The sequence below is a fragment of the Prosthecobacter sp. genome (assembly GCF_029946185.1).
Classification (GTDB): Bacteria; Verrucomicrobiota; Verrucomicrobiia; order Verrucomicrobiales; family Verrucomicrobiaceae; genus Prosthecobacter.
Genome location: NZ_JAQSEA010000200.1, coordinates 1 through 14,145, shown reverse-complemented (window position 1 = coordinate 14,145; position 14,145 = coordinate 1). Strand labels below are relative to the sequence as shown.

Genomic DNA, 14,145 nt, shown 5'->3' with positions numbered 1-14,145 from the left:
CTTTCCAAGATCAAATCACGCGGTCGTTGCCGCCGTCTACGGGGATTTGAGCGCCGGTGACTTTGGCGAATAGGGGGGAGGCCATGGCGCTGACCATGTTGCCGATGTCCTTGGATTTGATCTCCACCTTCATGAGGTTCTTGGTCTTGTACTCCTCAATGCTCATGCCGTAGCGGGTGGCGCTCTTTTGCAGGGCTTCGGGGGTCCAGAGCTTGGTGTCGAACACGGCGTCGGGGTGGACGATGTTGACGCGAATTTTGTTTGGCGCGAGTTCGAGGGCGGCGACGCGGCAGAGCTGCGTGAGGGCTGCTTTGGAGCAGGAGTAGGCGGAAGCTCCAGGGCCTGGGGCTTTGAAGTTGCGGCTGCCGACGAAGATGATGCTGGCATCGATGCCTTGCTTCACAAACGGGATGACCTTGTTCATCAGCTTCTGATGGCTGGTGAGGTTGATCATGATGGTGCGGTCCCAGTCGCCCTGCGCCATGGCGTCGAGATAATCGTTCTTGGGGAAGATGCCGGCGTTGCTGACGACGATGTCGATACCGCCGAATTCACGCACGGTGAAATCAATGGCGTCCTGCACGGGTTTGTCTTCGGTGAGATTCACCACGATGCCGATGCCGCCGATCTTCTTCATGATCTCGGGGATGTCTTTGTCGATGTCGAGCCCGACGACCTGCGCGCCTTGTTCGGCAAGTGACTCGGCGATGGCGAAGCCAATGCCTGCCGCGCAGCCGGTGACGAGGGCGATTTTGCCCTGATGCACTTTGCGTGCCGGGCCTTTGCGCAGCTTGGCCTGCTCCAGATCCCAGTATTCGATTTCGAAGATGTCCTTCTCTGGCAGGGGCTGCCAGCCGCCGACGGATTCGCCGAGCTGCACGGTTGCAGCGGTGGATTCAGCGATGTCGGCGACGATCTTGGCGTCTTTCAGTGTGTCACCAAAGCTCACGACGCCTTGGTTCGGCCAGATGGCGAAGCGTGGTGCTGCATCAAGCACCGTCTGGCCGTTGGCATGGCGATTGAAGTAAGCGGCGTAGTCGTCTGCGTACTGCTGGACGCTGGCATCGAGGTCAGCGCCGATGAAGGCGGGGGAGCGCTTGGTGCGGATGCTGTGATCGGGGGTCAGGGGGCCACGGGTGCCGAAATCGGCCACGTTGGCGAGGTTGGCGTAACCCACAGCTTCCGGGGAAGCATTGAGGCGGGCGATCTGTGGGAAGCCACGACGCTTGGAGACGGCCTGACGGAGTTTCGCCAAGGCCATGAGGTCTTCAGTCGCTGGAGCGGTCGCCGATGTGGCACCTTTCTTGGCGAGGTAGTCTTCCGCCATGGTGACCATCTCGATGTGGAGTTCGTAGCTCTTGCGGGCATCGTCATCGAAGGTGAAGAGGCCGTGCTTGAGCAGGACCATGGCCTGAATGCCTTCCTGACGCAGATCACGGCCTGAGATGAGGTCGGCGATGGTTTTGGCCAGAACGAAGCCGGGCATCACGTAAGGGACGATGATGACGCGCTTGCCGTAAATTTCCTTCACGCGGGCTTCGCCGTCGGCGTTGCAGGTGAGTGCGGAAATGGCGTTCGCGTGGCTGTGATCGACGAATTTGAACGGCAGGATGGCGTGCAGGATCGCCTCGATGCTTGCGGCAGGGGCGTTCGGGTTGGTCATGGCGGCGCGCTGCTGCAGGACCATGTCTTCATCGCTCATGGTGGCGAGCTTGGACATCTTGATCAGTGCCTCCATGCGGACGGGGGAGAATCCTGCGCGCTCGATGGTGGCCAGATCCCAGCCGCTGCCTTTGACGTAGCAGAGATTGACGGGATCACCGAAAAAGTCCTGCTCTGTGACTTTGACTGAGGTGTTGCCGCCGCCGTGCAGGACGAGGGCGGGGTTGCGGCCGAGGAGGCGGGAGGTGTAAACGCGTTGTCCGAGCAGATCGGTGCCGAAAGTGGCGGCTTCTTGGTCGTTCCAGAGGGATTGCATGAGTGGGAAAGGAGAACGCCAGACTTGGGGGAATGTGGGGGCTGTGTCAAGAGGTCAAGGGGGGCAAGAAAGGCCGCTGCCCAACACTTGACCTCCTTGACCCGTTTTGACTACTTGGCCGCCAGGTCTCGACTCCTCATTTCCCCTAACGTCCACTCATACTCTTTCACCAGCTGATCCACCACATCGCCACTGCGCATTTCCTGCGGCAGGACTTCCCAGGTGTAGGTTTCCATCTCGATGTGCTGGCATTTGGTGGGGTTTCTAGACAGCCAGCCCATCGTGTCGATCAAATGATCCCGAGTGCTGTCGAAGCCTCCGCCGGGCTGGGCGTGGATGGGGATGTGGAAATGGACGCGCCATTCTTCGCCGAGGCTGGTGGGATTTGTTTGCGCGAATTGCAGGGCATCGGGCAGATCCTTGAAACGGCGCAGTGGCTCATCCTTGCCATAGCTGGCAATGACCTGATGGAAATACACAGGCTCGTCAAAGGCGTGCAACTTGGCGACATTTTCCGGGGTGGGCTTGAGCTTGAGCGCGGAACTGAAATGCAGTTTGCTGATGCGAATGCCGGAGGCAGCAATGCGGGTCAGCGCGGTGCGCGCGTCTTCGAACTCGATGGCGAGATGGCAGGTGTCGTAGTTCAGGCCGACGAATTTGAAAAAGTCGTGATCGTGTGGATTGCGGTCGAGATAGAGGCCGAAAAATTTGAGTGTTTCGCCGCTGGTCTCAAACAAGCCAAGGGGCTCGGGTTCCAGGCCAAGATGCAAGTCGTGGCCGCTCTTGGTGGCGACGTCTTCGATGTGCTCGCGGCAAAGACGGAGGTTGGTGAAGATGGCCTGCAATTCATCCGCACCCACGCTGAAGGTCTTGTGGGAGCCGGGCAGGGTGCTGACGCTGCCGCTCACGCCGGGGGGAAGCAGTTGCGCGAGGATGTCGAAGAGCAGATTGGTGTAGGCGAGGCGGTCCGGGGAGGTCCAGTCGGGCAGGAAGACCTGCTCCTTGACGCGGGTGCCGTGGAAGGAGCCGTAGGGGAAGCCGTTGATGGTGAAGACGTAGCAACCATTGGCCTCAAGCCAGGCTTTGAACTCGGCGATTTTGCCTGGGGCGCTGAGTTCCACGGCGGCCTGCTGGCTGAGGCGCAGGCCGATGCCGTAGGGCGTGCCGCCGCTGACGCGATCCTTCACCCTCAGCGTGTAATTTTTGAGGCCGTTCCAAGTTTCCTCCCACGTTTCGCCGCGGTGGATGTTGGTGCAGTAGCCGAGATGGATGCCGTGGTTGAGGAGCATGGTTCTCAGTGCTGAGGGCAAAGCACGACGTCAAATGAATCGTGGTATTACAACGGTGTACAAAAAAAGCGGGTGTCTGATGAAGACGCCCGCTGGTTGCAAAATCTGGTGATTTTCAGATCAAGGAATCACTTTGACGAAGATGTCCTTGTAGTAGGTGGTGCTTTTCGGGTCGTGGCCTTGGATGGCAAAGGTGCCTTCGCTGAGCTTGCGGCCTGGCATGTTTTTCAGTTCCTTGACGGGATCCCAGCCTTCGGGTTCGATGAAATCGACGGTGGTCTTGCCGTTGACGGCGAGGGTGATGTGCTTGCCTTCGACTTTGATGGTGTAGTCAAACCATTCGCCATCCGTGCTTGGAGCGAGGGGGACTTTGATGTGCTTGCCACCCTGGGGTTCTTTTTGACCGTCGAGGAGGGCGAGGATGTTGATGACACCGTAGAGGCTGCCGGTTTTCTTGGGGTCGCTATGGGTGCTGTTGACCTGGCACTCGTAGCCAGCATCTGGCCAGCCTTTGTCCTGATACTTGGTGTGGACGTACACGCCGCTGTTGGCGCCGGGGGTGGTCTTGACTTTCATTTTCAGTTCGAAGCTCTGGAATTTGGCTTCGCCATTTTCGCCGACGTAGAACAGGTGGGCGCGGCCGCCGCTGACTTTGAGTTCGCCGTTTTCGACGGTGAAAACGCCGGGGACTTCTTCGTTGGACTTCCAGCCGGAGAGGTCCTTGCCATTGAAGAGGGACTTCCAGCCGTCGTCGGCGGCTTGGACGGAAGTGAATGCGAGCGCTGCGAGCGCTGCGAGGGCGGTGAGTGTGAGTTGTTTGAGCATGGAGGGAAAAGTGTACGGTGTGTCTGTTGAGAGTTTAACGAAAGCGGCTGAAATGGCCGGATTTAAGGAACTGCCTTCAACTGGCTTTCTTGGCCTTTTTCAAGACAAGGGCGGCTGGGATTGCGGGGCTTTCAATGGCACCTTTTTTGACGGTGGTAGCGCTGAGGTGAGTTTCGAGTGTCGTGCTGTTGATGCCGAGAAATTTGGCGGTGCGGTCGGTATCTTCACTGAAATGGCGGTAAGCCAGACGGGAAAGCTCGCGTTCCACCCAGGGAAGCAGCTCAATGTCAGGAGTTTTTTCTGCCACACTGACGAGCATGCTCAAGGCATCACGCATACGGGTGACGGTGCTCGAAGGGTCTATGTGGCGGGCACCTTTGCTGCCGAGCGGAATGTCGGAGGGCAGCAGTACGTCGGAATTGCACAGGGCGCAGGCGCGCTGAATGGTGTTTTCCAGTTCGCGCACGTTGCCGGGCCAGTCGTAGGCGTCGAGCATGTCGAGTGCATCATCGGTGAAGCGCATCTGCGGTCCGCGGCGGCGTGCCGAGAGGCGGTGGAGGAAGAATTCGGCCAGCAGGCGTACGTCTTCGCGGCGCTCACGGAGAGGCGGAATGTGGATGCGCACGACGTTGAGGCGGTAGAACAAATCCTCGCGGAAATTGCCCTTCGCGACTTCATCTTCGAGGTTTTTGTTGGTGGCGGCGAGGACGCGCACGTCGGTCTTGAGCGTCTGGTTGCTGCCGACGCGTGAGTACTGGCCTTCCTGCAGCACGCGCAGCAGCTTGCTCTGTACGGCGAGTGGCATGTCGCCGATTTCATCGAGGAAAAGCGTGCCGCCGTCGCACTGTTCGAAACGTCCGACACGCTGGTTCACTGCGCCGGTGAAGGAGCCTTTTTCATGGCCGAAGATCTCGCTTTCGAGAAGGTTGTCGGGAATGGCCGTGACGTTGATGGCGACGAATTCCTTTTGCGCGCGGGGGCTGAACTTGTGAATGGCGCCGGCGACGAGTTCTTTGCCGCAGCCGCTTTCACCGGTGATCATGACGGGGGCGTCTGAGCGGGAGACGCGGCCGATGAGCTTGAACACTTCCTGCATGGGCCCGGAGCGGCCGATGATGGTCTCCTGAATCGATTCGGTGGGAATCTCGGCGGTTTGTGCGCGGGTGGCCTTGCGTGCTTCGATGGAGGTGAGCGCACTTTCGACCACGGTGCGCAGTTCGTAGGGCAGGCGTTCCTTGCCCAGCACATCGTAGGCACCGAGGCGCATGGCTTCAATGACGTGGCTGGTGGTGGCCGTGCCGCTGAAGAGGATGACCATCGACTGCGGGTCGGTCTGGCGCAGGCGCTTGAGCAGTTCGATGCCTGTGGTGCCGTTGAGTCGGACCTCAGACAGGAGCAGGTCGGCCCGCTTCTTGACGTATGAGGCCAGGGCGTCTTCGCCCCGCTCAAAGGTGCTGATGGAAACGCCCGGTGCTTTCAGGTGGGCGGCAGCCCATGCGAGGAAGTCGGCATCGGGATCCACGATGATGAGGTGGGTGTCCGGGTTATCTAGCATTAGAGCGTTGTTTTGATTGGAGCTGCGTTATCGCAGCAATAGGTGGGGAGGTCAACATTCGTCATACGCCGCCGAAGCGGCGGTGGCGCTGGTGAAAGGCGCGGATGGCGATTTTCAGGTCTTCCTTGGAGAAGTCTGGCCAGAGCTTTTCAGTGATGTAAAATTCGGTGTAGCTGACCTGCCAGAGCAGGAAATTCGACAGCCGCATTTCGCCCGAGGTGCGGATCAGGAGGTCAGGATCTGGATAGTAGCGGGTGTAAAGATGTTTGCCGAACATTTCGACATCAATCATGGCCTTGTCGAGGTGGCCGCTCTCCACGCTCTGCAGCAGGCTTTTCACGCCGTCGATGATTTCCTCCCGGCCACCGTAGCTGAGAGCCAGAATCAGCGTGAGCCCGGTGTTTTGAGCAGTTGCTTCGATGCAGCGATGGAGCTCGTTTTGGCAGGACTGAGGAAGGTCATGCAGGCGGCCGATGGCCTGCAAACGGACATTTTGTTTGATCATCAGCGGCAGTTCGCCGCGCAAAAAGATCTCCAGCAGCTTCATCAGCGCCTCGACTTCGCGTTTCGGGCGCTTCCAGTTTTCAGAAGAAAAGGCGTAGAGCGTGAGAAATTCGACGCCGATCTCGCTGCAGCCTTCCACCACGCGACGAACGGTTTCCGCGCCGGCACGATGCCCCTCGGTGCGCGGCAGGCCGCGCTCTTTTGCCCAACGACCGTTGCCGTCCATGATCATGGCGATATGGCGGGGTATGGGTTTCAAATCATCATTAGGGCGACTCATGCGAACGGAAAATCTACCGCATGCCGCTCTCTGCGCCAGAAAGTTCTGCGTGCGTGCCTCTCATGGGGCGGATTGCTGCAATCAGCTCGCGCAAGAAGCTGCGCATGAGGTAAGTTTTCGACCGATGAATTCCGGCACCACCGCCAGTCTGATCTGCCCGGCCTGCGGGCAGACATTTCTCTCCATGCAGCAAAGCATGGAGGGCATGGTGCAGTGCCCGCACTGCGCGCACAATGCGCTGCGCGGCTACTTCGGAACGCATGCCCAGGTGGCAGGCGTGGCACAGGTGCGGAGGCGTGTTTCCCAGACTCAGCCGTTGCCAAGTGTGCCGATGCCCGCAATGCAGCCGCCCCCGCAGAACAGACACGCCATTTCTCAACCGGCAGCCTGGCCGGGCCTGCCGCCGCAGATCCAAGCCCCCGCGAACTTCACGGCACGGCAGACGTTGCAGCATTCACAGGCGCTGGTGCCGACGGGGGCGCCGCCGCCGGAGGAATTCAAGACCTCGCCGCATCTGCGTAGGTCACCTTGGCGCAGCGGGTTCATCCTGCTGGCCTTTACGGCCGTATGCGGAGGCGCGCTGTGGCTGTGGTGGGACAGCGTCAACGCCCCCAAGGTCAAACCGGGGGTCGCGGTGCCTCCTCCCGTCAAGAAAGTGGTGCCAATTGAGCCGGTTGCGCCGAAAGTGCAGATCGCCCGTGCTTTGATGCCGGACCCGGATGTCGGGGCTTTTGCAACAGACGCGAAAGCATTGGTCACGGAATTGTTTGCTGCTGAAACCGCTGAACGCCGGGCTGCATGCATCCATGATGCCGCAAAATACAGTGCCGAAATCGAGGCGCAGTTTGGCGCGGGGGGGGGCGGCGAAAAAATTGAACTGCGGCAGTTCGCGCGCATCCCCGGGATGCCGCAGACGCTGCCGGGCGGCCTGCCGGTGCCACTGTTCAAGCTGGTAACTGCGGAATGTGCCAATGGCGCGCTGATTCGTCTTGAGCCGGGTGCCGACGGCAAGCGCCGCATCAGTTGGCCGCTGTTGAATGAAACGCATTCTGCGGCGCTGGCTGCCTTCATTAAAAAACCGGCGGGAGAGGCGGCGTGGTTTCACGTCGGCCTGCGGCCCAGCCATGGGCTGGATATTGCAGCGGAGCTGCGGCCGAAATACATCACCTTCGATGTGCAGGTATCGGCTAGCAGCGAGCCGCATTTCGTGGCGTGTGTCGAGCGTGACACTCCTCTGGGGCGCTTCATGGATCGTGAGAGCGAATGGGGGACGTCATATCTCGCACGCCTGCTGGTGCGCAGGCTCGACATTGAGTCGTCCGCACCTTGTCTGCTTATCATCGATTGTGAAGGTGCCCCTGAACGCTGAAGAGACACAGGCTGTGCACCTGTGTCTCCGGATATTGAATTACTGGGCCTGCCCGGTGTTATGAATCCTTTGGCGGCTCGCTGGAGCGTTTTTCATCCTCGCGGGCGAGTTCTTCCAGTGTCATTTCACGCGGTGGCTGGTCTGCCGGATCTTCATCAGGCATCTGCGAGCTTTGGTCCTCGCCGTGGTCTTCGATGTCGGAATTTTCGACGTCGGGCGGCGGGGCGGACGGTTTGGCGTCAGGCGTCTGGTAGTCGTCCTTGTCATCGGCATCATCGTCGCCGGATGACCATGGATTGTAGTTCTCGTTGTCCCAGTCATCTGGGCCTGGTTGCTCCAGTGCCTTCTCATCCTTGTCGATGTCGGCGTAGTATTCAGGGAAGGCGGCGCGGTCCTTCTTTTCCATGAAGTAGGCCAGCCAGATGCAGGTCTCATAGAGTACATACAGGGGGGCTGCCAGCACGAGCATGGTGAAGGGGTCTGGAGTCGGTGTGACGACCGCAGCAAAGATCGCGATGGCGATGATGGCATAGGAGCGGGTCGTGCTCATGAGCTTGTAGTTCAGGAAATCCAGTTTCACCAAGACCATGACAATGACTGGAAGCTCAAAGGCGACGCCGAAGAGCAGGATGAAACGGGTGGCAAACTTCACGTAGTCAGCGAGTCGCCAGCCATTCACCAGGCCGAGGCTGCTGTTGAAGGAGTAAAAGAACTCCAAGGCCTTCGGCAGCACGATGTAGAAAGCAAAGCTGGCACCAATGAGAAACAGTGCCGCACCGATGCCAATGGCTGGAAAGATGGCTTTTTTCTCCGCTGGTTTCAGGCCTGGAAGAATGAATTGCAGCACAAAGTACAGCAGGACGGGAAAGGCGAATATCACCGCCGCGATCAGCGCCAGGTTCATCACCATCATGAAGCCTTCCTGGGGCGTCAGGATCTGCAGCATGCCCTTGACATCCGCTTCAGTCTTGACCACGCCGGTCCACCAAAGGGGGAGCTTGATGATCTCGAACAGTTTGTCGTAAAAGTAGAACGTGCCGATGGTGGAAACCAGCAGCGTCGTGACGATGCGCACGATCATTTTGCGCAGGTCTTCGAGGTGATCGAGGAACGGTTTTTCCTCGTCGCCTTTGCCGCTGAGGTTCATGGCGACTTTTTCGCGAACTTTGAATACTTTTTGGAGCAGGCCGGACCACATGGGAATGAGAGGGGGGGAGGGGAGTTGCGGGTGCGTAGGACTACGGCAGTCCTTGGGCCGCGATCCGCGCGTAGAGAGCCAGCGTCAGGGCGTTGGTGATCGCATTGGCAGCAATCATCCCACGCAGTTGTCCCGCGCTAACAAACCGCACGTCGCTGATGTGCTCGCTTCCATCCGGTTCCGGACGGCTGACGACACACACGGGCTTCGCCGTAAACAGATAAACGATCTCGTCGGTAAAACCTTGCGAAGGAAAAAACCAACCTAGAGATTTCAGGGTTCCCAGATCGGGATGGAGCGCGCAGCCGCATTCCTCACGCAGTTCATTTTGAATGGTGTGGATGATGGACTCACCGGTGACTGCGGAGTCGATCTGACCGGCGGGAAATTCCCACATGGTCTGCATGACGGGCAGGCGCTCCTGATGTACCAAGACGAAACGGCCATCCTCCAGGATGGGGGCGATTGCCACGGCGGCCTTGCGCTGGACCACCATCCATGGGACCTCGGACTTGCGATTCGGCGTGGTGAAACAGGCTTTTTCCACGCCCACATGCGGATTGGAAAACAGCACTTCGCTGCGGGTTTTCTGCCAGCCAGCTTCGGCCCCAGGGGTGTAGAGTTCAAAGTCCGGGATCTGCATGCCGGTCACTCAGGGGTCAAAGCTTTGCGCCAGCGGGCAAGCTGTGCTTTCACATTCTGCGGCGATGGCGCACCGATGCCCTTGCGCGCGGCCATGGCGGTTTCCAGGTTCAAACAGGCCGTGACATCGGCTGCGAAGGCTGGGGAGAAGCGCTGGAATTCCTCCAGCTTCATGTCTCCAAAGCTGCGCTGCTGCTCAATGGAGTAGGCGACGAGTTTGCCGATGACTTCATGCGCCTGACGGAATGGGACGCCGTGATTGACGAGGTAGTCGGCCAAGTCGGTTGCGAGCAGCATGGGATCGCTCGCGGCGGCGGTGGTTTGGGCGCGGTTCACGTCCATGCCGGTGATCATCTCGGTGAAAACCTTCAGCGCGATGTCGATGGTGTCGATGGAGTCAAACAGGGGCTCCTTGTCCTCCTGCAAGTCGCGGTTGTAGGTCATCGGCAGGCCCTTGAGCAGGGTGAGGATGCTCATGAGGTTGCCGATCAAGCGTGCGGATTTGCCACGGGTGAGTTCGGCGACGTCGGGGTTCTTCTTCTGCGGCATCAAGGACGAGCCGGTGGTGTGCGCATCGCTGAGGGATACGAAGCCAAATTCGGCGCTTGCCCAGAGGATGACGTCTTCGCTCAGGCGGGAAAGATGGACTCCCAAAAGGGAAATGGCGAAGAGCAGCTCGGCGACGAAATCACGGTCGCTGACGGCATCCATGGAATTCTGCGTGACACTGGTGAAGCCGAGATGCTGAGCGACGAAATCGCGGTCGATGATGATGGTGCTGCCAGCCAGAGCGCCGGAGCCGAGAGGCATGACATTGAGCCGTTTGCGACAGTCCAGCAGCCGGTCAAAATCGCGTGCCAGCATTTCTACATAGGCCAGCAGATGGTGGGCGAAGAGGACAGGCTGGCCGCGCTGCAGGTGGGTGTAGCCGGGCATGACGGTTTCGTCGCCGCGCTCGGCACATTCGACGAGAGCCGCCTGCATGGCGCTGATGAGATCGACGATGCGATTGATTTCGGCGCGGCAGTAGAGGCGCACGTCCGTGGCGACCTGGTCATTCCGGCTGCGGGCGGTGTGGAGTTTTGCGCCGGCGGGGCCGATGCGCCTGGTGAGCTCTGACTCGATGTTCATGTGGACGTCTTCCAGTGACTCCTTGAACTCAAAGTTCCCCGATTCGATCTCATAGCGGATCGCCAGCAGGCCTGTTTCGATCTGCTGCTGCTCTTCGGCGGTCAAGATGTCCGCTTTGAGCAGTCCTTTTGAGTGAGCGATGGAACCGGCGATGTCATGGGCGTACAAACGCCAGTCAAACGACACAGATTCTCCATAGCGCTGCACGAGAGCGCTGGTTTCCTGAGCAAAACGGCCTTTCCACATAAATTTCGAGGGCGCATAGCCTAGCGGCTTTCAGAACCTGTGCAACCCCTGTGGAGGGGGACCGAACAGAGGTCGGAACCAGCCCCTTTGGACAAAATCTGCACAAAGTCCGCATTTGCCAGAATCGTAGTTCTTGTTAATCTCGTATCATGTCTGCGACAGAGTCTCAATCGCAAAACCGTTTTCTTGTCATGCACGCCGCCACCCTCGCTGAACTCCCTGTTGGCACAGATGCCATCGTCCAGGCCATGCCCACCGGGCGCTCTGGCCTCACACGGCTGCGTGAAATGGGGATTGTCCCAGGCGCTCGTGTGCGGGTGACGCGCCGTGCACCGCTGGGCGAGCCCATCGAAATTTGCGTGCGCGGTTCCCATCTTTCCATGCGCAATCATGAGGCGGCTTTCATCGCCATCTCCCCCGCAGCCGCATGAGCCAGGCCACGTCTGAGCCGCCGCTCATCGCCATTGTGGGAAACCCGAACTCCGGGAAAACCACGCTCTTCAACCTGCTCACCGGGCTGAAGCAAAAGGTGGCGAACTACCCTGGGGTGACCGTCGAAAAGAAAATAGGTGAGTGTTACAGCCAGCATGGCAAAAAACTGAGGCTCATTGATCTGCCTGGTGCTTACAGTCTGAATGCGCGTTCGCCGGACGAAGCCGTGCTGCGTGACGTGCTGCTGGGGCGCAGATCGGAAACGCCGCGCCCAGACCGGGTGGTCTGTGTGGTGGATTCGGCCAATCTGGAGCGCAATCTCTACATGGTCAGCCAGGTGCTTGAGCTCGGCCTGCCGACCATTTTGGTGCTGAACATGATGGATGTGGCCGTGCAGCGCGAATGGCGCATTGATGCGGCCAAGTTGTCCGAGTTGCTCGGTGTTGTGGTGATTCAAACGCAGGCTGTGTCCGGTCAGGGGTTGATCGAGCTCAAGCTGGCGCTCAGTCGTGAGGACCTCACGTCATCGAAATGGCAGAGTGCGAAATTGCCGGACGGGGTGAGGGCCGCACTGGAACAAAGTCGCGGTCCTTTGTGCGAGACGGGGGCCATTCACAGCCGCGCTTCGTTGCTGGAGCCATTGTATTTGCTGTCTGATCACAATCCGACGCACGATGGCATCGCTGATACGCAGATCGGGCGCATTCACGAGCTGCGTAGCAGGATGGAAACGAGCTTTCCGGGTTGGGAGGACGAACTTGTCGCGGAGCGCTACCGCAATATCGAAGAGCTGTGCGCGCAGGTTTTGAAACGGCCAGACCAGGAGATCGAAACCATCACGACGAAAATAGATCGTGTGCTGCTGCATCCTGTCCTTGGACTTGTGAATCTGCTGCTCGTGCTCGGACTGCTGTTCTTTCTTATTTTCAAGGTGGCTGAAGGCCCCATGGGCTGGATCGAGGCCGGATTCGGCCAGTTGGGCACGTGGGTGGAGGGGCTGATGGCTGCCGGGGATTTTCGTGATCTCATCGTGAATGGTGTGGTGCCGGGAGTCGGTGGTGTGGTCATCTTCCTGCCGCAGATTCTCATTCTGTTCTTCTTCATCGGCATCATGGAGGACACGGGCTACATGTCGCGCCTGGCATTCATCATGGACTGGGCGATGAGCAAGGTGGGACTCAACGGCAAGTCGTTCCTGCCTTTCCTGAGTTCGTATGCCTGCGCCATTCCCGGCGTCATGGCGGCGCGCACGATTGACAGTCCCAAAGACCGGCTGATCACCATTTTGATCGCGCCGCTGGCCTCCTGCTCGGCCCGCTTGCCGGTTTATTCCCTGCTCATTGGCGTCTTGTTTCCGGTGGGAGAGGTTGGGGCGCTGACACAGGCGGGCATCATGCTGGGACTGTATGCGCTGGGTACGTTCGGTGCGTTTTTCTTCGCCTGGGTGTTCAACAAGTGCGTGATGAAGGGGGCGGCGAGTCCGATGATTTTGGAAATGCCGTCCTACAAGATGCCTGCGATCAAGAGCATCCTGCTGCATGTGTGGCAGCGAGCGCGCATGTTTTTGGTGCGTGCCGGGACGATCATCATGGGCATTTCCATTTTGATCTGGGCGGCTTCGACCTACCCGAAGAGCGATACGGAGGACAAGGCACTCCAGCTTGAAAACAGCTTTGCGGGGCGTGCAGGCAAGCTGATCGAGCCCGCCATCGCTCCACTCGGTTATGACTGGAAGATTGGCATCGGGCTCATTGGGAGCTTTGCCGCCCGCGAGGTGTTTAATTCCACGATGGGCGTGGTGTATGCGGTGGAAAGCGGAGATGACGACAATCTGACGCCGCTGCGCGACAAGCTGGCCTCCGAGCGCCGCCCAGACGGCCGGGCGGTTTACACGCCGCTTGTCTGCATCAGCCTGCTGGTGTTTTACGTCTTCGCCATGCAGTGCGTCAGCACCATCGCCATCGTGAAGCGTGAAACGGGAAGTTGGAAATGGGCGATGTTTCAGCTCGGATACATGACTGGAACAGCGTATGTACTAAGCCTGCTGATCTTTCAGATCGGCAGTGCGCTGGGCTACTAACCTTCTTCTCACCATGAACGCAGACTGGCAATCCATTGCAGCAATCGCGGTCGTGCTAGTCACGATCACGCTTTTCATCGTCCGTTCCGCCAAACGCCGGAAAAAACCGGGCTGCGGTGGCAGTTGCGGCTGTGGGAAATGAGGCGCACAATGCGTCATGATAGCGATTGATCTCTGCACGTTCGATCCTGGAGTTGCTGCCAAATCGCCTGCGGCCTTTGCTGCGGTGGTGGTGGATTGCGTGGAGGACTCCTGGGACAATGGGGCCGATCTTGTGCTGCTGCCGGAATTCACGTGGTTGGGGCTGGAGCCGCTGGTCGAGCCCCCAACAATGAAGCGGGTGGCCGAGGTTTTTTGGGGGGAACTGCTGCCGGCGCTTAAATCACTGCTGATTCGTCCGGGCAAAGCGGTCGTACTTGGCACAGTGCCGTTCTGGGATGCGGAACGCCAGGAACTGCGTAACCGGGCACCGATTCTGGTTGAGGATCAAATCTTGTATCAGGACAAGCTGCACCTGACTCCGTGGGAGTCGGAATTTTCGCCGGGCACGGAACTGCGGCTTTGGGAGTTTGCCGGGCTGCGCTTTGGGGTGGTGATCTGCCTCGACATCGAGATT

The 14,145-nt window shown here is 59.1% G+C and carries 13 protein-coding genes; 5 read left to right on the top strand and 8 right to left on the bottom strand.

Going from position 1 to position 14,145, the window contains the following annotated elements; translation table 11 throughout:
* Positions 1 to 10: 10 nt before the first annotated feature.
* The 5 genes from PSV43_RS17105 to PSV43_RS17085 form a co-directional block, all read right to left on the bottom strand.
* On the bottom strand, positions 11 to 1,978 hold the full coding sequence (locus PSV43_RS17105) for a bifunctional aldolase/short-chain dehydrogenase (protein ID WP_300200033.1): 1,968 nt from the start codon (positions 1,976 to 1,978) through the stop codon (positions 11 to 13).
* A gap of 110 nt (positions 1,979 to 2,088) precedes the next feature.
* Positions 2,089 to 3,267, bottom strand: coding sequence for a metabolite traffic protein EboE (gene eboE / locus PSV43_RS17100; protein ID WP_300200030.1), 1,179 nt, complete (start codon positions 3,265 to 3,267; stop codon positions 2,089 to 2,091).
* 120 nt (positions 3,268 to 3,387) lie between these two features.
* Positions 3,388 to 4,092, bottom strand: coding sequence for a DUF1080 domain-containing protein (locus PSV43_RS17095; protein ID WP_300200027.1), 705 nt, complete (start codon positions 4,090 to 4,092; stop codon positions 3,388 to 3,390).
* Between the two features lie 76 nt (positions 4,093 to 4,168).
* Positions 4,169 to 5,647, bottom strand: coding sequence for a sigma-54 dependent transcriptional regulator (locus PSV43_RS17090; protein WP_300200024.1), 1,479 nt, complete (start codon positions 5,645 to 5,647; stop codon positions 4,169 to 4,171).
* A gap of 61 nt (positions 5,648 to 5,708) precedes the next feature.
* Positions 5,709 to 6,431, bottom strand: a complete 723-nt coding sequence (locus PSV43_RS17085; RefSeq protein ID WP_300200021.1) for an isoprenyl transferase — start codon at positions 6,429 to 6,431, stop codon at positions 5,709 to 5,711.
* Positions 6,432 to 6,555: 124 nt separating this feature from the next.
* On the opposite strand from PSV43_RS17085, the gene PSV43_RS17080 reads away from it, so the two are divergent.
* The gene (locus tag PSV43_RS17080; RefSeq protein WP_300200018.1) at positions 6,556 to 7,800 is read left to right on the top strand and encodes a hypothetical protein; all 1,245 of its coding nucleotides are present in this window, start codon (positions 6,556 to 6,558) and stop codon (positions 7,798 to 7,800) included.
* 58 nt (positions 7,801 to 7,858) lie between these two features.
* Here the strand turns inward: PSV43_RS17080 and tatC are convergent, their stop codons facing one another.
* The 3 genes from tatC to argH are packed head-to-tail and all read right to left on the bottom strand — an operon-like array spanning position 7,859 to position 11,017.
* Positions 7,859 to 8,998 carry a twin-arginine translocase subunit TatC gene (gene tatC, locus PSV43_RS17075; protein WP_300200015.1) on the bottom strand — a complete coding sequence of 380 codons (1,140 nt, stop codon included), beginning with the start codon at positions 8,996 to 8,998 and terminating at the stop codon, positions 7,859 to 7,861.
* A 40-nt stretch (positions 8,999 to 9,038) separates the two neighbouring features.
* Positions 9,039 to 9,641, bottom strand: a complete 603-nt coding sequence (locus tag PSV43_RS17070) for an NUDIX hydrolase (protein ID WP_300200012.1) — start codon at positions 9,639 to 9,641, stop codon at positions 9,039 to 9,041.
* Positions 9,642 to 9,646: 5 nt separating this feature from the next.
* Positions 9,647 to 11,017: an argininosuccinate lyase gene (gene argH / locus PSV43_RS17065; RefSeq protein WP_300200009.1), complete on the bottom strand. Its 1,371-nt coding sequence runs from the start codon at positions 11,015 to 11,017 to the stop codon at positions 9,647 to 9,649.
* 191 nt (positions 11,018 to 11,208) lie between these two features.
* Between argH and PSV43_RS17060 the strand changes: the two genes are divergently transcribed.
* The 4 genes from PSV43_RS17060 to PSV43_RS17045 all read left to right on the top strand — a co-directional run.
* Complete coding sequence (locus PSV43_RS17060) at positions 11,209 to 11,448, top strand: FeoA family protein (protein WP_300200006.1); 240 nt, start codon at positions 11,209 to 11,211, stop codon at positions 11,446 to 11,448.
* Positions 11,445 to 13,529, top strand: coding sequence for a ferrous iron transport protein B (gene feoB, locus PSV43_RS17055; RefSeq protein ID WP_300200004.1), 2,085 nt, complete (start codon positions 11,445 to 11,447; stop codon positions 13,527 to 13,529). Before PSV43_RS17060 ends, feoB begins: the two co-directional genes overlap by 4 nt.
* 13 nt (positions 13,530 to 13,542) lie before the next feature.
* Entirely contained in the window at positions 13,543 to 13,671 is a 129-nt protein-coding gene (locus tag PSV43_RS17050) for a FeoB-associated Cys-rich membrane protein (protein ID WP_300200001.1), read from the top strand.
* 15 nt (positions 13,672 to 13,686) lie between these two features.
* A partial coding sequence (locus PSV43_RS17045) for a nitrilase-related carbon-nitrogen hydrolase (protein WP_300199998.1) occupies positions 13,687 to 14,145 on the top strand: 459 nt, incomplete at its 3' end.

Bases quoted from the DNA above. Each gene is read 5' to 3' on its own strand.
- PSV43_RS17105 (WP_300200033.1), bottom strand. From the start codon at position 1,978: ATGCAATCCCTCTGGAACGACCAAGAAGCCGCCACTTTCGGCACCGAT.
- eboE (WP_300200030.1), bottom strand. From the start codon at position 3,267: ATGCTCCTCAACCACGGCATCCATCTCGGCTACTGCACCAACATCCAC.
- PSV43_RS17095 (WP_300200027.1), bottom strand. From the start codon at position 4,092: ATGCTCAAACAACTCACACTCACCGCCCTCGCAGCGCTCGCAGCGCTC.
- PSV43_RS17090 (WP_300200024.1), bottom strand. From the start codon at position 5,647: ATGCTAGATAACCCGGACACCCACCTCATCATCGTGGATCCCGATGCC.
- PSV43_RS17085 (WP_300200021.1), bottom strand. From the start codon at position 6,431: ATGAGTCGCCCTAATGATGATTTGAAACCCATACCCCGCCATATCGCC.
- PSV43_RS17080 (WP_300200018.1), top strand. From the start codon at position 6,556: ATGAATTCCGGCACCACCGCCAGTCTGATCTGCCCGGCCTGCGGGCAG.
- tatC (WP_300200015.1), bottom strand. From the start codon at position 8,998: ATGTGGTCCGGCCTGCTCCAAAAAGTATTCAAAGTTCGCGAAAAAGTC.
- PSV43_RS17070 (WP_300200012.1), bottom strand. From the start codon at position 9,641: ATGCAGATCCCGGACTTTGAACTCTACACCCCTGGGGCCGAAGCTGGC.
- argH (WP_300200009.1), bottom strand. From the start codon at position 11,017: ATGTGGAAAGGCCGTTTTGCTCAGGAAACCAGCGCTCTCGTGCAGCGC.
- PSV43_RS17060 (WP_300200006.1), top strand. From the start codon at position 11,209: ATGCACGCCGCCACCCTCGCTGAACTCCCTGTTGGCACAGATGCCATC.
- feoB (WP_300200004.1), top strand. From the start codon at position 11,445: ATGAGCCAGGCCACGTCTGAGCCGCCGCTCATCGCCATTGTGGGAAAC.
- PSV43_RS17050 (WP_300200001.1), top strand. From the start codon at position 13,543: ATGAACGCAGACTGGCAATCCATTGCAGCAATCGCGGTCGTGCTAGTC.